The organism is Halalkaliarchaeum desulfuricum (genome assembly GCF_002952775.1).
Lineage (GTDB): Archaea > Halobacteriota > Halobacteria > Halobacteriales > Haloferacaceae > Halalkaliarchaeum > Halalkaliarchaeum desulfuricum.
Window position 1 is genome coordinate 631,306 of sequence record NZ_CP025066.1, and the last position, 20,474, is coordinate 651,779.

Genomic DNA, 20,474 nt, shown 5'->3' on the forward strand with positions numbered 1-20,474 from the left:
CCGTGTGGTGACTCCTGGCATAGTTACTATTGTTCCTCGACGGTGGTGAATCCTGCCTTCCCGGCGGTCTGGAGGATCAGTATTGCTGCCGTCACAATTGCAAAGTAGACCGAGACTGCGGCGGCCCCCTGGAGCACCGGCGAGCGGGTAATGTTCTCGAAGAGGAAAAGCGAGAACGGCCGCGGTCCGCGCGCGTGTACCATAAACGTGAAATTGAACTCCGCCGCAGCGAGCGTCCAGGTGATGATGCAGCCGGCGATGATCCCGTTTTTGGCGTTGGGAACGATCACCGTCAGGAACGTCCGGATCCAGGAGGCACCCAGGGATCGGGCACTCTCTTCGATCTGCTGGAGATTCATCGCCTGGAAGGAACTCTGGACGGTCAACACCATGTACGGTGATTTCAACAGCGCGTAGCCGATGATGAGGCCGAACGCTGAACCCCCCATTTCGGGATAGGTCCTGAGGAACGCGACCGCGAGCACGATCCCGGGCACGATCGGCAAAATCGCGAGGGTGTTGATGTAATCCTTCGCGAAGAAGTCGTATCGCGTCAGCGCATAGGCGATCGGGACGCCGACGATGACGTTGATCACCATCCCGCCTGTCGCCAACAGCGTGCTGAAGGCAAGCCCGGAGATCACGCCCTGCCGGACGCCGACCCCCTCGGCCAGTCCCAGCACGGTGAGCCAGTTGTCGAGGTTGAAATAGCCCCGGGGGAGAACACCGGTCCACGTCGTCCCGAACGAGGCGACGATCGTCATGAAGATCGGGAGCATCAGGAACACGAGCGTCCCGACCAGAACCAGTGTGACGAGTTTGCGACCGATCAGGCTGCTGACGTCGAGCCGGTGAATACGGCTCCGCTTTCTGCGACTGGTCCGGAACTCCTCCGTGTCGGATTGGGAGTCGTCTCCGGTCATATTTTCAGTGCCTCGTTATCGAGCAGTTTGACGCCTGCGAACGTAAACGAGAGAATGAAGAAGAAATAAATCAGGCCGATCGCGGCGGCGATCTGACTGTTGAACCCGAGCGACTGGATCTCAAGGGAGATCCGGAGCGTCGCGACGTTCAAGGCGGGTAACACGAGCACCGTCCCGAATATCGCAAGCGCAGTGCGGAACGTGAGTACGAGGGCGGCGACGATTCCCGGCCAAACCTGTGGGAGTGTCACGTAATAGAACGTCAACAGGGGACTCGCGCCCAGCGAGCGGGCGGCCTCTTCGGCGTCCTCGTTGATCTCGGCGAACGCCCCACGCAACACCATCGTCGACCGCGGGATCAGGGAAAACGAGTAGCCGAGAAACAGCCCGAAAACGCTCACCGCCATCGCCAGATCGATCGGGCTCTGTCCGGTGAAAAACGCAACCAGGTTCGTCAAAAGCCCCGTGCGTCCGAAAAGGACGATGATCATGAATGCGACGACAATCCCCGGCAACGCGATGGGGAACGAGATTAATGCGATCAGCGTGTTCTCGAAGGGGAGGTCGTATTTGGCCAGCGCATGGGAGATCGCGACCCCGATGACGACGCTGAACACCGTCGTTGCGACCGCAAACCACAGTGTATTCCAGGCGACTTCCCAGTAGACGGGTTCAGTAAGCAGCGTCCGCCAGGCTTCCATGGTGAAGCCGGCGTTTTCGAAGCGCTCGGTCGAGACACTCATCCTGGCCATGATTGCCAGCGGGACGAAGGCGCCGACCGCCGCCAAAGCGAAGTACGGGAGACACATGATGACGATCCGGCGGCGCTCGCGGTCGGCTTCCGTCTCAGGGAACGCGGCCGACTGCGCTTTCGCGACGACGCCACTCGGGTTTCTGGTGTCAGCCGAAGCGGTCGAACCGGACATAAAACCAGTGAGCGCGCCTCAGGCCTCCACACCCGGCAGCGGGCTCTGGTCGATGATCTCAGAGACGATGTCTTCCTGTTTTTCAAGAAGTTCGATCTGATCGATCTCGAAGGAAGCCGCCGAGTATTGCTCCTGGGGCGGGAACTCGTCGGGCGCGTCCAGTTCGTCAGCGCGGATCGGACGCACGAACCCGTCGAAGAAGAGTTGTTGAACGTCCGGTGAGAGGACGAAGTCCATGAACAGTTTCGCAGTGTCGGGGTTCGGTGCCCCTTCGAGCAGGGCGTAGCCGTACGGTGCCGCCACGGCGCCTTCGCCGCCGTCGGGACCGGTCGGAATCATCACGCCCACGTCTTCTTCGGCAATGTCGTCGTCGTTGTACTTCGTCGAGAGACCGCCGAAGTCGAACTCGGCGTAAGTCGAAATCTCGCCGGCAGTGAACTGCCGGTCGAGGTTTCGCCTGTGTTCCGCGCCATGGTCGGCGATCTCCTCGAGGTACTCGAAGAGCGGATCGAGATCGTCGAGGTCACCGCCGTACGCGTGGTTGATCGAGAGCATCGCGTTCAGCCCCGCCCCTGCGCCCGGGACGTTGATCGCCATGTCCTGTGCGATGTCGGGGTGTTTGAGGTCCTCCCAGGTTTCCGGCTCGTCGAGGCCGCGCTCCTCGTAGACGTCTCGCCTGTAGTTGATTGCCACGGTCATCTGCCGGGTCGCCGTTACGTGGCCGTCGTCGGTCTTGAACTCGTCGGGGACCTGGTCCCAGCCTGCAGGCTTGTAGTCCGTAGTGAAACCGTCCTCCCACGCCTCCAGCCCCACTGGATAGAACCCGTTGTACGCCGAGTGGGTCTGATTGTTGGCGTTGGCCCGGATGTTCGAGAGCGCCTCACCCGAGGTCCGCTGGTCGTCGTGGAGAGGGATCCCGTATTCGTCCTCGAACGCCTCCATGACCGCGTCCCAGTTCGACCAGCCGGTCTGCACCGCGTAAATGAACAGTTCGTCCGGGAAGTCAGCGGAGCTTACTTCCTGTTCGTACTCGCCGTGACCTACTGTGTACGTTTGGACGTCGTCGTCGGGTTCTTCCCCGAGACAACCCGCAATCGTCCCGCCGAGTGCCAGTGCACCGGTCGATTTGAGAATCCGCCGTCGGTTTGTGCGTTGCGGCATACCATGGCTAATGAATTCATCATATATAATATTTATTGACACCCTTCAAAGTAGGAATGAATAACCCCGCGACCGCATTCCACGTCACCGATTTTGACACTCGTATTGGGTGGAATAAATGACGGTGTTTCCATCAGTTCCATCATCCTGGAACGAACGTCGGACGGTGTTCTCAACACTTTTTGTACCCGGAGATGTTCTCTGCGATAATGGCTGACGAACCGTCGGGCAGAACCGCCACCTCCCCCGTATTGTTAGACATGGACGGCGTTCTGCTCCGGGGACGGGAGACCGAACCATGGGTGTACGCCCGGGCCGCCGACTATGTCATTGAGGAACTGGACCTCTCGCCGAGCGACCCACAGCGGGAGTTGCTCCGGAAGCACCGCTGTGATGAAGAGATCGTCGCCGTCTGTGAAACGCTTGGCGTTTCGCTGGAGACGTTTTGGGAACGGAAAGAAGCCCACGCCAGTCGAATCGAAAACAGGAGAATTAGAGACGGGGAGAGAACTCCCTTCGAGGACGCCGAGGCCGTTTTCGAACTCGCCCGGGATCGACAGCTCGGGGTGGTCTCCAACAACCGTCACGAAACGGTCGAGTTCGTGGCCGAGTATCTGGAGTTCGACGAGGTTCTCGAGTACGTACGGGGACGCGATCCGACCGTCGAGGCGTTCCGACAGCTCCGTAAACCGAACCCCCACTACATCTTCGAGGCGCTGGCGTCTCTCGACAACTCCGACGGCTGGTACGTCGGCGACCGACCGAAAGACATGCTGGCTGCAGAACGCGCCGGATTGGACGGGATATTCCTCAGAAGGACATTCAACCAGAAGGAAACACCCGACGTTGAACCCACACACGAGATCGACTCGCTGTACGAACTCAAAACGGTGCTTCCTCCCGAAAACGACGACTGTTGATCTGGAGTCCCCAAGGAAGGGGTCAAATTTCGATCCTCTTCCCCACCTCTCCGTACTACCGAACCCGGGAAGTGTTGGCCCGAATCGCCGTTCAAACGCACAACTGCGTGAGAAAAACTTATTCGGTAGGATCCAGAATTGTTTACTCATGACTACGTTGGTACAGATAACTCAATCGCCACTGTCGGCGACCTTGAGCCACCTGTTCGGACCATCGGCGGGATGGATTCGGATGCAATGGCGACCGAACAGATGACGAGTCCCGAGTACGAAGCTGCGATACTCGATCTGGACGGCACCGTGTATCGGGGCGGTAAACTGCTCGATGGAGCCGCTCAAAGCGTCGACCGGTTTCGAAAATTGGGAACGGAGGTCCTGTTTCTCACGAACAAGGCGATCGCACGGCGAAGCGATTACAGCGAGAAGCTCACGAAGTTGGGCATCGCCGCAGACGTGGACGACGTCGTCAACTCAGGGTGGGTGACTGCACGCTACGCGGCGAAAACGTACCCTGACCGAACGGCGTTCGTCATCGGCGAAACCCCGCTGGTGGAGGAACTCCGCAGTGCCGGGGTCGAGACCACGACGACGACTCCAGGCGATCTCCTCGTGGTATCGATGGACAGGGAGTTTACCTACGAGAAGCTCGACCTTGCGCTCCGGACGCTGGAGGAGGAAGTCCCGTTCCTGGCGACGAACCCGGACCGGACCTGCCCGACCGAAAACGGCGCGATCCCGGACGCCGCGGGCATGATCGGTGCCGTCGAACGAGTGACCGATCGGACCGTCGACGTGATGCTCGGAAAGCCTTCCGAGACCATGCTGGAGACGGCCCTTTCCGAGGTGGGGAGCGATCCGGCCCACTGCCTCGTAATCGGCGACAGGTTGGAAACTGATATCCTGATGGGAGAGCGCGCCGGCATGACGACCGCCCTGGTTCTCTCGGGAGTCACCGACAGAAAAACCCTCGAGGAGGCAGATGTGTCACCGGATTACGTTCTCGACTCGCTTGCGGACATCAATACGGTGTTTTCGGGCAAATGATAGCAACGATACCGTCGGCTGAAGAACAGACCACACGCTACTCTCGACGGAAATTATGAGTGAACGGAAAGTATTACCCTGGAGTAGCCAAACAGGAGTAAAGAATGGATCTCGCTGAGCGGATCGCTCGGCGTCGGAGTCAGGCGACCGAGGACCGTCTCGTCGTCGACTGGGACGCGTTGAACCCCGGCGTCCACCTGCCGGAACCGGTCGGGCGGGAGGCGCTATTTGAGGCGCTGTTCGACGCGATCGATCCGGTTTTCGACGAGACGCTTCCCCCGAACGTGTACGTGTGGGGACCACCGGGATCCGGGAAGTCGGCAATCGTGAGCGCGCTTATACCGACGCTGAAGGAGGTACTGTCCCGACACCAGCCAGTCTACACTGCGACCCGGGGCGGGAGCGAACTCTCCGGAATGCGGTTCGTGTATATCGACGCGAGACAGGCGTCGAGTCGCTTTCGCCTGTACCGACAGACACTGGACGCGATTCGAACCGGGGCCGTACCTGAGCGAGGGATCGGAACCGAGGAACTGCACGAACAGTTACGAGAGGAACTGTCTGTGGTCGAGGGGGCTTTGCTCGCGATCGATCATCTCGAGGAATCGAATACCCCCTCGCTCGAACAGGTCGCGGACGTATTCGGGGACCTCGAGAAGGTTTCCTGGATGGGGATCGGCAGAACACCGCCGGAAGATCTCGCTGTGGCTCCCCCAAGCGCGGGCGTACATATTCCGCCATACTCCTACGAGCTGGTGGACATCCTCACGGTTCGTGCCACTCGTGGACTGTCCCGGAATCTCAATCACGTCCACGCCCGACGGTTGGCCGAATGGGCCGATGGTAACGCCCACGACGCCCTCGGCGCGTTGTTAGTGGCCGCAGTGAGTGCCACGAACGCCGGGAGAACCAGGATCCACGCGGAAGACATCAACCGCGGAATCGATGAGATACCCGCCGACGGGGTTCCCCTCGGACGGCTCGTTGCGCTTTCTGAGAACGAACGGACGATTATCCGGAAGCTGCTGGATCGTCCACACGAAGATGCGCGAACGATTGACGCCCTCGCCGATGACATCTCCGCACAGACGGACCTAACGAGTAGCACGGTCAAGCGTCTACTTTACGAACTCGCACAAAACGACATCCTCAGCCGTGTACAGGTGTCCCCGGACAATCGGGTGGTGGGGCGCAAACCGAGCAAGGTTACGCCAAACTTCTCCCGGACGCTGTTTGAGCATCTTTACGAACCAGACGTTGGGGACCCCCAGCCCATGTCGGGACGTCCATGAACTGCGTCGACCGACAGGCATAGCAATGTCCGAGCGACAGTTCATCGGTGTTATCAACCAGGGGACCACCGGTACGCAGTTCGTCGTCTTCGATCGAGTAGAGCCGGTTGCCGAGGCCTTCTCAGCGGTCGATCGGATGGTCGACGGCTACGACAGGGTGGAGTACGATCCGGAGGACCTGTGGACGAGTACCCTCGATTCCATCCAGCGGGGGCTCCGTCGGGCCGATATCGGTCCGGAGGAACTCGCAGGGATCGGATTCGCGACGCAGCGGCAGACCACCGTCGTCTGGGACCGAAAGACCGGCCAGCCGGTCGGTAACGCGATCGGCTGGCAAGATCGACACACCGCCGGCGGGATTGCGACGTTGGATCGGGGAGAAATCGAACTGATCCGAAACCGGACCGGACTGATTCCAGACCCGTACTTCGCGGGTCCCAAATTGAAGGGGCTCCTCGACACCGACGACGCCCTTCGAGCGCGGGCACACGCGGGCGGTCTCCTGTTTGGAACCGTCGACAGCTGGCTGGTGTACAATCTCACGGGACGCCACGTGACGGACGTGACAAACGCCGCCCAGACGATGCTGTTCGACATCCGCGAGCAGAAGTGGGACGACGACCTCCTCGCCCTGTTTGACGTTCCCCGGGCGATGCTCCCGGAGGTTCGACCCTCGAGTGATCCAGTCGGATTCGGCAGAACCGATCCCGACGGCGTGCTCGCAACTGAGATCCCAGTTACGGGCGTCCTTGGTGACCAACAAGCGTCCCTCGTCGGCCAAGCTGGGTTCGATCCTGGCGACGCGAAGGTGACCTACGGCTCGGGGAACTTCTTCCTACAGAATACCGGGGACGAGCCCGTACAGGCTGGAGACGATCTCTTGACCACGATCTGGTTCCAAGAGGCGGGTGAGGATCCACTGTATGGACTCGAGGGGCCAGTTTTCACGACCGGTTCGATCCTCGAGCGACTCGGAGACGTCGGGTTCCTCGACGAACCGGAGCGGATCACCCGCCTAAGTCGCAGTGTCGATTCCACGGACGGCGTGTTCGTCGTCCCGGAGTTCGACGGGTTTGGCTCGCAGCGCTGGGGACCGGGCAGTCGGATCTCCCTCGTTGGGTTGGCGCGTCACACCCGCAGGGAGCACGTCGCCCGGGCAGCCGTCGAGAGCATCGCGTTCGGGACCCGGGCGGCCGTCGAGGCAGCGGAGACTGCCACCGGCGTCGAACACGACCGTCTCCGCGTCGACGGCGGGGCGATCTACGACGACGAGTTCGCCCGGATGCAGGCGACATTAATCGGGATACCGCTGGTCAGGTCAGCGGTGACTCAGACCGCTGCCCTCGGGGCCGCCGTGGCGGCCGGCCTCGCCCTGGAGGTCTGGGAGTCGCCGACGCAGGTGCGGGAGCAACGGACGATCGAGGAGACGTTCCGACCCGAAGGCAGTGAAACCGACGCCGTTGACCGTCGATACCGGGACTGGCGGGACGTGGTCGACACCGTCCGATGTCTCTAGGAGCGTCAGAGGAACGAAAGCAGCAGGTAGATGCCCAGGCCGACGATCCCGACGATCGTCATCGGCAGCATGGCCTTCAATCGCATCCGGCCGTTGATCAGTTCCACGAGGACGATCTTCGAGGTGAGGCTGGCCATGATTCCGAGCATCACCATGCCGCCGGCTGCCTCGACGCTCGCTGCCCCCTGATTGTACACCGTCGCCGCCGACACCGACACCGCGGCTGAGGACACCAGTCCGCCCGTGTACGCCGTCGCAAGCAAGCCGACGTCGCCGAACAGTTCCTGGGCGGCGACGGAGACGACCGTGATCGCGATGTAGATGGCGGCGAACTTCGCGGCCGACCTGAAGGAGAAGGGGGAGTCGATCTCGATGTCGAAATCGTCGTACTGCTCACCCCACTGAAACAGTACGTACGCGATCGCGAACCCGATGACGATCATCACAACTGCCGGCTGCCAAATCGTCCAGAAGATCGCGAACGCGAGGATCGACGCCAGTCCGACGTTGCGAACGATCATCGAGATCACTGACAGCATAATTCCCGAGGAGGCGGAATCCAGGGCTTCTTTGGACTGGTTCGCCATCCGCGCCATCACCGCAGCTGTAGCGAACGAATTGGCCATCCCCGCAAGCAGGCCCGTGATCTGGAGTCCCTTCGAACCCCCGAACTGACGCATCGAAACGTACGCGGCAAACTCGATCAGCAAAACGAAGATCGCAAAAACCAGGACTTCTCGGAGGCTCACGACGCCGTAGGGGTCGATCGGTTCGGTCGGGAGTATCGGGTACAGGATGAACACCAGCGCGGCCAGCTTCAGGGAATCAGTAAGTTCCTGGTAGGTGAGGTTCTCCACGTACGACCGCATATGGCGCTTCTTGGCGAGGACGAACACGGTGATGATCGCAATCGAGGAGGCTTCGACGTATCGCCCGTATCCCACGAGGACGCCGAGAAGCGCAACGAGAAACACCGTAACCGACGTGGTGAAGCCGAGATCTTCCCTGGCAACGCTGTAGCGCACGGCTGCGACCCCTATCGCGAGGACGAGCGCCAACGTGAGATAGAGACCGGTGAGCTGGGGGTACCCGCTGAGCTCGCCGTAGTAGACGATCACCGGGCCGGATCCACACAGGAGCGCCAGTGTACGCAGTCCGGCGTACTTTTCCTCTTCTTTTTCACGCTCTAGACCGATCAGCCCGCCGATAGCGAACGCCACGAGGAACTGCAAGAGGACCTCGGGTACGTCGAACACGTTCGCTATTTCGACCGGCATTTTCCAATCGCGCAATTATCTCCGGTTGGTTATATTGGTTATGGTAGTAGAATATATAACTATATAGATCTATACTCTCCAGGCGTGACTGTTTCCGCACAAGGCCAGCGCAGAATGGAGCGACCATCGGTTTCGGACTACGTCGCTCGGCATGACAGTAATCAAGTAAATGATATGGTAAATTATGAATTATACATTTTGGATTGTAATAACTCACCTGGAAATAAGGTCTTTAAATATCCATCTTTACCGTCTTTTTGATCTAAATAACACCTAGAAACAACCATATTAGTAAATTTATCTATTTTTAATTATATATATTGTATATTTATAATTCTTGTCTACGTACGGCCGATGGACCGAATCAGGCGACCCCCACGAACGTCTCGCTTGCAGTCAGAGAAGGCGAGGAACACGCCGGTCTAACCGCCTATCGGCCAGAAGCGATTGCCGTCCTCATCAAAAGGGATATGGTATTATATATCCATATATGCCAGTACTGAGCAACGAGTGAAAGATGGGGCGAAGTCAGATCCAGACCGGGCGGCGCCGGCCTCACGGTGTACCGGCTTTACGAATCGGCCACCGCGGCTGTGCGGACCAGTATCCGGAGAACACTGTTACGGCAATCGAGCAGTCGGCACCACACCTGGACGGCTTCGAGATCGACGTCCGCCAGTGTGGCTCCGGTGAGCTCGTCGTCTTCCACGGCGAAACGCTCGATCGGGTGACCGACGGAACCGGTCGCGTCGACGAAACCCCACTCGAGAAGCTCCAGGAGCTCGACGTCCTCGGGTCGGGAGCGTCGATTCCAACTCTCACGGAATTGCTTTCGGCGGTGCCCGACGGGCTCTCGGTCAACCTCGAGCTGAAGGAGCGAGGAATCGTCGACGAGGTGCTGGAGGTCTGTCGCAACGCCGACGTCGAGGTGCTGTACTCGACGTTTTTCGTCCGTGTGCTGCACGAACTCCGGGAAGCCGACGAAACGGCACCGATCGGAGTGCTGTGTCACGAGGGGGTCGATGATCGGCTCGCACTCGCCGAGGAGCTCGAGGCCGTCGCGTTCCACCCGTCAGTCGAACTGGCTCTCGAAACCGACGTCGTCGAGGCGGCACACGACCGCGGGCTTGCAGTGAACGTCTGGGCTGCAGAAACCGAATCCGAGGTCCGCCGGCTCCGCGAGCGAAACGTCGATGGGATCATCGCCGATCGGTGGGACGTTTTTTAAAACGCGGCGCAGAGACGGCGATCAGCCGGTAGCGGAACTCAATCGTCCTCTGCGGCGGGTTCCTGTGAATCCTGTGGCGCCCGCTGGGTCACGAGGGTGTCCTCCGCGGTGCCGTCCAGCGTCTCGCGGTAGTAGTCACGGGCGGCGATATAGCTGGCAGCCGCAATCGCCACGATGAACACCGTAAAGGGGAACGCGAGCACCACCGGGAACGCCTGCATCGCCTCGAACAGCGGAAGCTCGATCGTCATCACGCCGACGAACGCGAGCAGCACGCCCCACCACGCCCGGTTGCGCGGATTGGGGTTTTCGGTGCCGAGCGTGATCGACGACAGGATGAACACGGTGGAGTCGAGCGAGGTGATGACGTAGCCGGTGATCACCAGCACGAACAGCACCGCGATGAGCACCCCAAACTGCGTGAGACTCAGCGCCTCGACGATCCCAGCGGGAATGCCATCGGAAGCGACGGCGTTCGAGACGGGCTCGGCGAAGCCGGGTGAGAGCACCCAACCGCCGATGATTCCGTGTTGCATCCAGAGGAGCACGCCCGGAACGCCCACCAAGACGACGAACGTCTCGCGGATCGTCCGACCCTTGGACACGCGAGCGACGAAGCTGCCGACAAAGATCCCCCAGGCGGCCCACCAGGCCCACCAGAAACTGGTCCAGTAGTGACCCCAGTCACCGGCGGTGGTCGGATCAGTGTAAAACGACAGTCGGAACATGTTGTTCAGCCAGACCCCCGTCGCGTCCAGCCCGATGTTGATCATCGACAGCGTCGGACCGACGACCAGCAACGCCCCCGCAGAAACCATCGCCAGAATCACCGTGATCTTCGCGGCGTTCTGGAGCCCCTTGTGAAGCCCCAGCCAGACGTCGGCGAGAAACACCAGCCCGATGATGCCGAAAAGCACGTACGTGAGCTGGGACCCGGGGAGGGCGAACACGTCATCGAGCAGCGCGGTGAACACCTGGGCCGAAAAGCCCATCGTGGCCGCGATTCCGCCGACGATGGCGATCAACGAGGCGAGATCGACGAACCAGTAGAGTTTGCCGTAGTCGTCGTTACCCAGGAGCGGCCGGAGCATCGAACTGATCTTGTACCTGCTGACGTTCTTGTTGTAGATCGTCAGCGCGAACGCGAGCGCGAACGGTGGGTACCACATCGCGAGCCCCGGGAAGACCTCGTGGATGTACATAAAGGAAAGCGAGAGCGATTCGAGCGAGGACTGCACCGGCCACGGCTCTGGCGGGGGGTACGCCATGATCGAGGCCGGTTCGCCGACTCCCCAGATGATGATCGATCCGCTGTATCCGACGGTAAACACCATCGCGATCCAGCCGAACAGGCCGAACTCGGGGGTTGCGTCCTCCCCACCGATACGGATCTCCCCGTACCTCGAAAACGCCATGAACGCCGAGAACATGAGCAACGCGAACCCGAGAATCATGAACCACCACCCGAAGTTATGCAGCACCCAGTCGTAGGCGCCGAGCATCGCGTCGTTGAACCACTGCGGGCTCGCGATACCGATCGTTCCAAGCGCGATCAACCCTGCTCCCGTGAGGAAAAACAGGAGTTTCTCGTTCGTCTCTGCGTTCTCCAGTCCGAACAGTTTCCAGAAGTTCATGAGTGCAATCGTGTGAAGTGGGGTTCAACCGCCCCGTGTGTGTGACATCCGCGAGCCATCGACAGCACACCGCGTGCCGGACGATTACCCGATGTCGGTAGTTGTGACTCGCAGTCGCTACGCTGTCCCTGCCGTTCCCGAACCGGACCTCGGGGTGTTGTCGGCAGACCGTTCTGCCCGATCATCGTCCGGTGAATGACTCGTGAGTGATTTTCACTGCCACACGGGGGATGGATAGTGATTGATAATAAATCCTTTTATCTATACTGTGTCGTAGTCTGTCAGAAAATTAATGTCAAATATATTTTATTCGCTAGACAGCACTGCGATCCTGCGTCGAACGAACTGGAGAGCTCTCCGGCAGTCAGTCGTCCGGGACGGGTTGCAGTTCAGTAGGCATCCCTGGCAATCGCAAGGAGATCCTCGGCGTCGGCGTCGCGGGGATTGTCGTGGATCTCGATCGTGTACAGCGCGTTTTCGGCGATCTCCGGGAGATCGTTCTCCTCGACGCCCAACTCTGCGAGGCTCTCGGGCAGGTCGACCGCCGCGATCAGCTCCTCGACTGCGGCGACTGCCTCGCGGGCGGCCTCTTCCTCGGAAAGCCCGGAGACGTCCACACCCATCGCCTGGGCGACCTCGGCGTACCGATCGGGCACTTCCTCGAGGTTGTACCGCATCACGGCCGGCGTGAAGGCAGCGATCGCCTCCCCGTGGGGGATCTCGGGGTACATCCCGCCGGTCACCTCCGCAAGCGAGTGGATCGCCCCGAAGCCGGCGAAGTTTTCACAGATCCCCGCCACGTTGGAGGCGAACATCATCCGCTCGCGCGAGGCCATCGTCCCCTCCTCGTAGGCCTCCACCAGGTTCGCAGAAACCAGTTCCATCACGTTGTACGTGAGCGGCTCCACCACCGGCGGCCGGGCCGAGGAGACGTGGTTCTCCAGGGCGTGCGAGAACGCGTCGAACCCGGTCGCAGCCGTCTGGCGGGGTGGCAGCGATGCCGTCAGTTCGGGATCCACCAGCGCAATCTCCGCACCGAGGTACGGCCCGCCCGGATACAGCGGCGGCTGCCCCAGCGCCATCTTGAAGTCGCGCTCCTCGTCGGTGATGACCGCCCAGTAGTCGACCTCGCTTCCGGTGCCGGCAGTCGTCGGGACCGTCACCAGTGGCAGCGGATCCGTCTGGATCGGCGCCTCCATCACGTCGTCGGCGGACTTGACCTCGTAGTCGGTGATGTCTCCGGGATTAGTCGTCATCAGCGACGCGCCCTTGCCGACGTCCATCACGCTGCCGCCGCCGACGGCCACGACCGCGTCACAGCTCTCGGATTCGAGCACCTCGGTCGCCTCCTCGACCATCGACGCCGTCGGATTGGGCTCGACCCCGTCGTAGACGACGTAGTCGATTCCCGCCCCGTCGAGCGACTCCTCGATCCCGTCGAGCAGCCCGACCTCCCGAATACCTTCGTCGGTGACGACCAGTACCGACTCCCAGTTCTGGGAGTCGACGAGCGGGCCCACGCGTTCGCTTTTGCCGTTGCCGAACTCCACCCAGATCGGGAACGAGAGCGTGTATTCGCCGAAACTCATTCCCGACCCTCCATCGTCGCGGCGGCTGCCGCGTTCGAGACGTTCGAACGACGATCGACGGACTCTCCTCTCCGTTTACGTAGGGCTTGCCTTCGCATCTCGTTTGGAGGTTTTTCCCGGGCTTCTTAAAAGTATCCGTACGGCGCGTGACAGGAGCACAAATTTAAGAACACCTGCGTCGATACGCGAACTATGGCAGCGCCACACGGAGAGACAGCCATGCGCGAGCGACACGTATCTGCACACGAGGATGCGACCGAGGGAATCGAGTTTTCCGCCTGGATCGGTGGGGACCACTACCGGACCGAAGAGGGCGTCGAAACCCGCGACCCCGCGATCGACGAGCCGATCCTCGCGGTCCCGCGGTGTCGGCCCGAAGACGTCGATACCGCCGTCGAGGCCGCCTGGGACGCCTTCGATGCCGAATGGGCGTCCACGACGCCCCGGGAACGGTCGAATCTGCTGTTCGAATGGATCGACGTCCTCGAAGATCACGTCGATGAGCTCGCACTTCTCGAGTGTCTCGACACCGGCAAGCCGATGGCGCAGGCCCGCGGCGAGGTCGAGGGCGCGATCGACACCCTGGAGTACTACGCGTCGGTGTGTCGCGCCCAGCGGGCCGATCAGGTCCCGGCGGGCGAGGATCTTCACCTGTACACGAAACACGAGCCGTACGGCGTCGTCGGCCAGATCGTCCCGTGGAACTTCCCGATGTGGGCGGCCGCCTGGAAGCTCGGCCCGGCGCTTGCGGCCGGCAACGCCACCGTGCTCAAGCCCTCCACGGACAGCCCCCTCACCACGATCCGGATCGCACAGCTTTCAAAGGGAATCCTCCCGGACGGCGTGCTCAACGTCGTGACCGGGTCGGGCAGCGAGGCGGGAAGCGCGATCGTCGAACACGACGAGATCCGAAAGGTATCCTTCACGGGGAGCACAGCGGTCGGGTCGGGCGTCATGCACGGTGCCGCCGATCGCGTCGCACCCGTAACCCTCGAGCTGGGCGGGAAGTCCCCGTTCGTCGTCTTTCCGGACGCCGACCTCGACCGGGTCGCGGACGCGGTCGCCGACGGGATCTTCTACAGCACCGGCGAGATCTGTGACGCTTTTTCCCGCGCGCTCGTCCACGAGGACATACTCGAGGAGTTCACCGAACGGTTCGTCGAGAAGGCCGAGTCGTACGTCCTCGGGGATCCCCTCGACGAGGAAACCACGATGGGGCCGCTCACCTCAAAGAACCAGTTCGAAACGGTGACCGGCTACATCGAAACCGGCACGAAGGAAGCCGAACTGCTGTGCGGGGGCGGCCGTCCGGACGACCCCGAACTCGCGGACGGCTGGTACGTGGAGCCGACAGTTTTCGGAGACGTGAAAAACAGCGACACGATCGCTCAGGAGGAGATCTTCGGGCCGGTCCAGACGATCATCCCGTTTTCGAGCTACGAGGAGGCGATCGAACTGGCGAACGACACCCGGTACGGGCTGGCCGCCGGAATCGGCACCGAGCGGACGTCGCTGGTTCACAACGCCGCAAGCGACATCGACGCCGGGCTGATCTACGTCAACGAGTACGGGCCGATCCTGCCGGAAGCGCCCTACGGCGGGTTCAAGGAGTCAGGTGTCGGCAAGGACCTCGGGCTGGAGGCACTGGAACACTACCGGCAGACGAAATCCGTCTACGTCAACCTCTCTGAACCGACGCTGTAGCGGGAGAGCGGTCGACGCTCAGTCGGTTCCGACTGCTGTAGCGATTTCTGCTTCCAGTTCCTCGACGACGTCCCGGAGTGACGCTGGGATGCGTTCCCGGAGGACGTCGCCGGTGAGACGATAGCTCGGCCCCGAGACGCTCATCGATCCGACGGTGTTCCCTGCATCGTCGAGAACCGCCATCCCGACACTGCGGAGCCCCTCGGTGTACTCCTCGTCGCCGATCGCAAAGCCCCGATCGCGCGTCCGTTCGAGTTCCTCGAACAGTTCTTCCCTGTCGGTGATCGTGTTCTCGGTGGGGGCCGCCATCCCCCGGACGTCGAGGATCGCATTCACACGCTCGCGAGAGTACGTCGCCAGGATCGCCTTGCCCGAGGCGGTCGTGTGGATCGGGTAGTACGTCCCCATCCGGGCGCGGTAGCCGTTGGAACCCCCTTCGGCGTACTTGACCCACTTGTGGTACGACTCCGAGACCGTGATGATCCGGCCGTGATCCTCGACGATGAAATCCACTTCCTCGGTCGTCTCCTCGGCGAGTCGGTGGACCGCCTCGTCGATCGCCTGGTTTCCAGGCAGCCGCGTTCGGGCGTGTTCACCGAGGTTGAGAAACCGGAAGCCGACGTGATACGTGTCCCCCTCCTTGATCAGGTACCCCTTCGCGTCCAGCGTCGCGAGGTGTTTGAACACCGTACTCACCGCCAGCGAGAGTTCCTCGGCGAGTTCGGTCATCGTCGCCCCCTCGCGACGCTTGATCGCCTCGAGCAGTTCGAGCGATCGTTCTGTCGTGTCGAGTGTGCTTTCCGGGGATTCAGCGCGCATCGTTGTCCGAAGGAACAGACGCTCGGTAATAAAGATTCACGTAAGCGAAACCGGTTCTCGAGTTCACGTATACGAAAATAAGTCGGTCGGTTACGACACGAAGACGTACAGCAAAAACACACGAGAGCGGACAGAAACACGAATATACGGCGGACCCGGCGAGAACATCTTGACACTACAATTTCCCTATTCGAAACTGAATCGTCCGGCAACGATTCAGATCTCGGTCACGTAGGTGTACTCCTCGGAGAGCGCCTGGGCGTCCTCGGGAAGGAGCGCGATGACGAGGTGGTCGACGTACTCCTCGAAGTAGTCGACGACAGCGGCGATGCGCTCGGAATCGATCGCCTCCAGCGAATCCAGGAGCATCACCGGAAGCATCTCGTGGACGTCGTGGACGAGATACCCCGCGAGCGCGAAGACGAGCCCGGTCACCTCGCGCTCGCTCTCCGAGAGGTTGTCGACGGTGTCACGGTAGGCAGTGCCGTCCGCAGAGCGGACGACGTGGAGGTCAAACGCCGTCCGTTCGACCGACCGGCGGCCCTCCCGGACAGTCTCCTCGCGGCGGTCGATCCAGATCCGGTCGATGTTCTCGTACTCCAGGATCTCCAGGATCGCGTCGATGTGCTCGTTGAACGACTCGACCGCCTCGGCCTCCAGTCGGTCGACCCGGGTCCGGAGATCCGCGAGGTCGTCTGTGATCTCCTCGCGGCGGGTCGAAAGCTCCTCGCGGGCGTCGGTTGCGTTTTCGCGCTCCTGGATGTCGTCGACGACGCTCTGGAGTTCGTTTTCGAGCCGCCCGACCTCGAGTTCGAGCCGGTTCGCCTTCCTGTGTCGGTCGAGAACCTCGCTGTAGTCGGTCTCCTCGAACGAGTCGGTCTGTGCTTCGAGTTCCTCGATTTCGGATTCGAGCGCCTCCCGCTTTTCCTCGAGCGTTTCGATCCGCTCGCGTGAAGACTCCAGTTCGGTCTCGATCCGTTCGAGGCGGCGTTCGTTGCGTTCCTGCTGGCGCTGTTGCTGTCGGAGCTGTTTTCGCTCGGTGGTGAGGTCGTCGATCCGCTCTTCCAGCTCGTTGCGCTGTGAGAGCTGGTCTTTCCGCAGGTCCCGGAGGCGGTCGAGCGTCCCATCGATCCTGTCTACCTCGACTTCGGAACCGCAGGTCCAGCAGACGGTCGTGTCGGCCGAAAGCAGTTCGTCGGTTATCGCCCCGTCGTCGGTCCGGTCGGCGGCGTCCGCCGCCTGGAAGACGCGTTCGACGGTCGCGTCGTCCCCCTCGAGGAGCTCCTCGTTGAAGCTGATGACGCTTTGGAGTTTGCCGATAGTCCCGTCCAGCGCCCGCTTTCTGTCGCGGAGTTCCTCGATCCGCCCTTCGAGCTGTTCGACGCTGCGATCGTCGTCGAGAGCGTCCCCGGTGTCGGCCCGCAGTTCCTCGCGTTCGGCGGAAAGCTCCTGGATCGTCGCCCGTTCGGTTTCGATCTCGAATTCGACGTCCTCGAGCCGAGACTGGGCGTCCCGGATCTCGGAAAACAGCTCCTCGAGTTCCTCTTTCCGGGTGCGACTCTCCTCGATGTCGGCATCGAGCCCCTCGAGTTCGGACTCGACTTCCGCGAGTTCCTCGCGTGTCTCCTCCAGTTCCGTCTCCAGGCTCCGTTTCTTCGACTCCAGTTCGGGGAGGTCCTCCTCGAACCGTTCGAGCCGGGAGATTTCCTGGTCGATCTCGCGTTTCTCGGTTTCGAGTTCGTCGATCTGCCGTTCGATCTCGGCGGTGTCGACGGGGCGCATGATCACCTCGCGGAGGTCGTCGCCCCGCTGGATCGCCCGCCTGGCCTCGTTGTCCTCGAGCAGGAACGCGAACAGATCCGCGAGTTCGGGGTCCTCGAAGTAGGGGTCGCCACCGAACGCGACGGTACCGTTTCGCCGGGTCAGCGTTCGGGTGTAGGTCTCCGATCCCAACTGCAACTCCACACTACCTTCGTCGGCGTCCGCCTTCAGGGAGGGCTTCTCGCTGCCGAACGCCGCCATCAACGCCTGGAGAAACGACGTCCGGTTCGTCGCGTTTCGACCGGTCAAAACGGCGACCCCGGACGGGAGAGTTACCTCAGTTCGATCGATTCCGCCGACGTTTTCCGCGGTGACCGAAAGCGTCTCGTCCACAGACTCTTGTGAGGACATATTGTTGTACAGGCTAATTACAGGAATCGACACTTAAATATTTATCCCGCGTCGCAGCCGCAGCCACCGTCGCGAACTAGGTCGACCAGCGCGTAATCGCGGCCACACTCCTCGCAAACCGCCCGGACTTCCACGAACAGTTCGTACTCCCGGTCGGTGACCTCACCGGAGCGGACGAGTCCATCGAGCGTAGACTGGGCGACTGCGGCGGTACGCCCCTCCAGCCGCTGGAGGGTCTCTACCTTCTGTTCGGGATCGATCGACCGATTCTCGAGTTCGGCCTCCCGGTAGTCTCGGAGATACGAATGGACGGCCTGGTGTGTGACGAAGTCTCCCCGGAGATCATCGACGTCGATCCCCTCCCGTTCGAGTTCCCGCTCTTTCCGCAGGACGTCCGCCCGGGGGACGTCCTCGTCCGTGAGAATCCGGTAGGTGCTCTCGACATCGTACTCGATGGCGACCACGCCGGCGTCCCGGAGCGTCGCCTCCAGCACGGCGCGGTTGAACTGATCCGCGAGATCCCGGAGACTGGTCCGTTCTCCGTCGATCCCGAGCCACTCCGCCTCCAGACGGTCACCCCAGCCGTCGAGATCGTACTCCTCGATGACGCGGGCAACCTTACTGTCGGGGCGATCAGCCGTTTCCGTTCCCATACCGGTCTCCTCGCACGGATGTGTTACAAAGGTAACGGTGTAATGATGACGCCCATAAGGCTGTAACAGGTCCCATCAGCCCGAGAGCAAAGGTTCCGAACGGGGTCTCGACCCGATCCGGGCACGGAACCGACAGCGGAATCCAACGGCGTTTGTATGGAACAAATATCGATCGATACAGTCGCGACACTACGTCCTTTGTGTACGTCGGTTTTATTGGTCGTTCGTGCTTCACAAACGGGAATGAAACAGTGGCCGGACCAGCCCGAGCAGACGGACCAGCCCGAACAGTTCAAAACGAGGCCGTCTGGACGCTCAGTTCGTCACCGCTGGCGGGCACTTCCACCCGGACGATCCGGACGTCGACCCCGATGACCCGAGCTCGTTCAGCGACAGCGTCGACCTCGAGTGGGCGACCGACGCGATGGACGCCCTCGTGGAGATGGCCGACTACTTCGGCCCCGAAACCCGCGTCGCGGAGGGGTGGTCGGGCGTGTACGCGATCTCCCCGAGCAATCACCCGATCATCGAGGAGAGCGTTCCGGGCCTCGTAAACGACATCGCCCACTCCGGGCGGGCGTTCATGCACGCGCCAGCGACCGGACAGATCGTCGCGGACCTGGTCGTCGACGGAGAAACCAACCTCGTCGACCGGACCGCATTACAAACCGACGACGGTGTCGACACGCGGGGACAGCTTCCGATCCCGTACCAGGCGGACATGTACTAATAACAGATAACTTATAGTACCTCATTCAAATTTATTTTCTGGTGTTTATTTAAGTATATATACTCCACGACCGGCCGACCGCCGAAATACGGAGAAGATCCCGGAAAATAACCGAATCTCCCGTGTAAATCTTTCGAGCCGTTACCTGGATACATCGGAGGTGAAAGCGTATTTAAAAGTGAAAATCCGGCTGACGAACCTCCAACACGAGAGAAAGGAGAGTAACGGGCATATTTCCAGCATTCCTCGCGAGATCCAATGAAATACAACTATATTTAAATTACCATTTATAAATAATACTAAAAAGTAATATATAATGGGTTGTCGGCAGCCCTGGAGGGAACTTCCGATCGGGGTCTCACGAGGATCGACCGGCATCGGCTTCGATCTCGTCGAACAGATCCTCGACGAGTCGTTCGATCTCCTCGCGGATCCGCACTACGTCCTCGAGCGGTCGACCGTGTGGATCGTCGAGATCCCAGTCCCTGCCCTCTCCGTTCCAGGTCGCCGGACAGATACCCGAGGCGGAACAGCCCATCGTAACGACGATGTCGACGGCCTCCAGTTCGGCGGGCGTGATCTCCCGGGGCGTTCGATCCGCGATGTCGATCCCGCGTTCGTACATCGCGTCGACGACGACCTCGTGGACGGCGTCGGCGGGGCGAGTGCCGCCGGTGACGATCCGGACGCGTCCCCGCAACCCGCGCCGGTCCCGCTCGCGACGGGCGAAGGCGGCGGCCATCTGGCTCCGGCCCGCGTTCTGCACGCAGACGAACGCGAGCGTGACAGGATCGGTCGCGATCGACTCCGGGTCACTCGTCGGAACCGAACCGTTCGTGGGTTCGGTCGATTCTATAGTCGGTGTGTCGTCGGGCTGTGTCATAGG

The 20,474-nt window shown here is 61.2% G+C and carries 17 protein-coding genes; 7 read left to right on the plus strand and 10 right to left on the minus strand.

Features of this window, described 5'->3' with window-relative positions; genetic code table 11:
* Window positions 1-26: 26 nt before the first annotated feature.
* From AArcSl_RS03065 to AArcSl_RS03075, 3 genes are read right to left on the minus strand one after another with little or no spacing between them, the layout of a single operon-like run.
* On the minus strand, window positions 27-923 hold the full coding sequence (locus tag AArcSl_RS03065) for an ABC transporter permease (RefSeq protein WP_119814868.1): 897 nt from the start codon (window positions 921-923) through the stop codon (window positions 27-29).
* Window positions 920-1,849, minus strand: a complete 930-nt coding sequence (locus AArcSl_RS03070; protein ID WP_193588494.1) for an ABC transporter permease — start codon at window positions 1,847-1,849, stop codon at window positions 920-922. Before AArcSl_RS03070 ends, AArcSl_RS03065 begins: the two co-directional genes overlap by 4 nt.
* Window positions 1,850-1,867: 18 nt before the next feature.
* Window positions 1,868-3,010: an extracellular solute-binding protein gene (locus tag AArcSl_RS03075; RefSeq protein WP_119814871.1), complete on the minus strand. Its 1,143-nt coding sequence runs from the start codon at window positions 3,008-3,010 to the stop codon at window positions 1,868-1,870.
* Between the two features lie 209 nt (window positions 3,011-3,219).
* On the opposite strand from AArcSl_RS03075, the gene AArcSl_RS03080 reads away from it, so the two are divergent.
* The 4 genes from AArcSl_RS03080 (at window position 3,220) to AArcSl_RS03095 (ending at window position 7,782) form a co-directional block, all read left to right on the plus strand.
* A complete protein-coding gene (locus tag AArcSl_RS03080; RefSeq protein WP_161945905.1) occupies window positions 3,220-3,930 on the plus strand; it encodes an HAD family hydrolase in 711 nt (236 codons plus the stop codon).
* 222 nt (window positions 3,931-4,152) lie between these two features.
* Window positions 4,153-4,974, plus strand: a complete 822-nt coding sequence (locus AArcSl_RS03085; RefSeq protein ID WP_217563492.1) for an HAD-IIA family hydrolase — start codon at window positions 4,153-4,155, stop codon at window positions 4,972-4,974.
* A 104-nt stretch (window positions 4,975-5,078) separates the two neighbouring features.
* A complete protein-coding gene (locus tag AArcSl_RS03090; RefSeq protein ID WP_119814877.1) occupies window positions 5,079-6,266 on the plus strand; it encodes a Cdc6/Cdc18 family protein in 1,188 nt (395 codons plus the stop codon).
* 25 nt (window positions 6,267-6,291) lie between these two features.
* Entirely contained in the window at window positions 6,292-7,782 is a 1,491-nt protein-coding gene (locus AArcSl_RS03095) for an FGGY family carbohydrate kinase (protein ID WP_119814880.1), read from the plus strand.
* A 5-nt stretch (window positions 7,783-7,787) separates the two neighbouring features.
* Here AArcSl_RS03095 and AArcSl_RS03100 read toward each other — a convergent pair whose 3' ends face one another.
* Window positions 7,788-9,059: an MgtC/SapB family protein gene (locus AArcSl_RS03100; RefSeq protein WP_217563493.1), complete on the minus strand. Its 1,272-nt coding sequence runs from the start codon at window positions 9,057-9,059 to the stop codon at window positions 7,788-7,790.
* A gap of 517 nt (window positions 9,060-9,576) precedes the next feature.
* Here AArcSl_RS03100 and AArcSl_RS03105 point away from each other — a divergent pair.
* Entirely contained in the window at window positions 9,577-10,287 is a 711-nt protein-coding gene (locus AArcSl_RS03105; protein ID WP_119814894.1) for a glycerophosphodiester phosphodiesterase, read from the plus strand.
* Window positions 10,288-10,325: 38 nt separating this feature from the next.
* Here the strand turns inward: AArcSl_RS03105 and AArcSl_RS03110 are convergent, their stop codons facing one another.
* Both AArcSl_RS03110 and AArcSl_RS03115 read right to left on the minus strand, forming a co-directional pair.
* On the minus strand, window positions 10,326-11,921 hold the full coding sequence (locus AArcSl_RS03110) for a BCCT family transporter (protein WP_119814897.1): 1,596 nt from the start codon (window positions 11,919-11,921) through the stop codon (window positions 10,326-10,328).
* Between the two features lie 389 nt (window positions 11,922-12,310).
* Window positions 12,311-13,510 carry an iron-containing alcohol dehydrogenase gene (locus tag AArcSl_RS03115; protein WP_119814901.1) on the minus strand — a complete coding sequence of 400 codons (1,200 nt, stop codon included), beginning with the start codon at window positions 13,508-13,510 and terminating at the stop codon, window positions 12,311-12,313.
* 192 nt (window positions 13,511-13,702) lie between these two features.
* On the opposite strand from AArcSl_RS03115, the gene AArcSl_RS03120 reads away from it, so the two are divergent.
* Complete coding sequence (locus tag AArcSl_RS03120; protein WP_119814904.1) at window positions 13,703-15,214, plus strand: aldehyde dehydrogenase family protein; 1,512 nt, start codon at window positions 13,703-13,705, stop codon at window positions 15,212-15,214.
* A gap of 18 nt (window positions 15,215-15,232) precedes the next feature.
* Here AArcSl_RS03120 and AArcSl_RS03125 read toward each other — a convergent pair whose 3' ends face one another.
* The 3 genes from AArcSl_RS03125 to rdfA all read right to left on the minus strand — a co-directional run bounded on the left by AArcSl_RS03125 (window position 15,233) and on the right by rdfA (window position 18,858).
* Complete coding sequence (locus AArcSl_RS03125) at window positions 15,233-16,033, minus strand: IclR family transcriptional regulator (RefSeq protein WP_119814907.1); 801 nt, start codon at window positions 16,031-16,033, stop codon at window positions 15,233-15,235.
* Window positions 16,034-16,249: 216 nt separating this feature from the next.
* On the minus strand, window positions 16,250-18,205 hold the full coding sequence (locus tag AArcSl_RS03130; RefSeq protein WP_119814910.1) for an archaea-specific SMC-related protein: 1,956 nt from the start codon (window positions 18,203-18,205) through the stop codon (window positions 16,250-16,252).
* Window positions 18,206-18,246: 41 nt separating this feature from the next.
* Window positions 18,247-18,858: a rod-determining factor RdfA gene (gene rdfA / locus AArcSl_RS03135; protein ID WP_119814913.1), complete on the minus strand. Its 612-nt coding sequence runs from the start codon at window positions 18,856-18,858 to the stop codon at window positions 18,247-18,249.
* 307 nt (window positions 18,859-19,165) lie between these two features.
* Between rdfA and AArcSl_RS03140 the strand changes: the two genes are divergently transcribed.
* Complete coding sequence (locus tag AArcSl_RS03140) at window positions 19,166-19,588, plus strand: FAD-dependent oxidoreductase (protein ID WP_119814916.1); 423 nt, start codon at window positions 19,166-19,168, stop codon at window positions 19,586-19,588.
* A gap of 358 nt (window positions 19,589-19,946) precedes the next feature.
* On the opposite strand, the gene AArcSl_RS03145 is transcribed toward AArcSl_RS03140, so the two are convergent.
* Window positions 19,947-20,471: an arsenate-mycothiol transferase ArsC gene (locus AArcSl_RS03145; RefSeq protein WP_119814919.1), complete on the minus strand. Its 525-nt coding sequence runs from the start codon at window positions 20,469-20,471 to the stop codon at window positions 19,947-19,949.
* Window positions 20,472-20,474: the final 3 nt, after the last annotated feature.

Bases quoted from the DNA above. Each gene is read 5' to 3' on its own strand.
- AArcSl_RS03065 (WP_119814868.1), bottom strand. From the start codon at position 923: ATGACCGGAGACGACTCCCAATCCGACACGGAGGAGTTCCGGACCAGT.
- AArcSl_RS03070 (WP_193588494.1), bottom strand. From the start codon at position 1,849: ATGTCCGGTTCGACCGCTTCGGCTGACACCAGAAACCCGAGTGGCGTC.
- AArcSl_RS03075 (WP_119814871.1), bottom strand. From the start codon at position 3,010: ATGCCGCAACGCACAAACCGACGGCGGATTCTCAAATCGACCGGTGCA.
- AArcSl_RS03080 (WP_161945905.1), top strand. From the start codon at position 3,220: ATGGCTGACGAACCGTCGGGCAGAACCGCCACCTCCCCCGTATTGTTA.
- AArcSl_RS03085 (WP_217563492.1), top strand. From the start codon at position 4,153: ATGGATTCGGATGCAATGGCGACCGAACAGATGACGAGTCCCGAGTAC.
- AArcSl_RS03090 (WP_119814877.1), top strand. From the start codon at position 5,079: ATGGATCTCGCTGAGCGGATCGCTCGGCGTCGGAGTCAGGCGACCGAG.
- AArcSl_RS03095 (WP_119814880.1), top strand. From the start codon at position 6,292: ATGTCCGAGCGACAGTTCATCGGTGTTATCAACCAGGGGACCACCGGT.
- AArcSl_RS03100 (WP_217563493.1), bottom strand. From the start codon at position 9,059: ATGCCGGTCGAAATAGCGAACGTGTTCGACGTACCCGAGGTCCTCTTG.
- AArcSl_RS03105 (WP_119814894.1), top strand. From the start codon at position 9,577: ATGGGGCGAAGTCAGATCCAGACCGGGCGGCGCCGGCCTCACGGTGTA.
- AArcSl_RS03110 (WP_119814897.1), bottom strand. From the start codon at position 11,921: ATGAACTTCTGGAAACTGTTCGGACTGGAGAACGCAGAGACGAACGAG.
- AArcSl_RS03115 (WP_119814901.1), bottom strand. From the start codon at position 13,510: ATGAGTTTCGGCGAATACACGCTCTCGTTCCCGATCTGGGTGGAGTTC.
- AArcSl_RS03120 (WP_119814904.1), top strand. From the start codon at position 13,703: ATGGCAGCGCCACACGGAGAGACAGCCATGCGCGAGCGACACGTATCT.
- AArcSl_RS03125 (WP_119814907.1), bottom strand. From the start codon at position 16,033: ATGCGCGCTGAATCCCCGGAAAGCACACTCGACACGACAGAACGATCG.
- AArcSl_RS03130 (WP_119814910.1), bottom strand. From the start codon at position 18,205: ATGTCCTCACAAGAGTCTGTGGACGAGACGCTTTCGGTCACCGCGGAA.
- rdfA (WP_119814913.1), bottom strand. From the start codon at position 18,858: ATGGGAACGGAAACGGCTGATCGCCCCGACAGTAAGGTTGCCCGCGTC.
- AArcSl_RS03145 (WP_119814919.1), bottom strand. From the start codon at position 20,471: ATGACACAGCCCGACGACACACCGACTATAGAATCGACCGAACCCACG.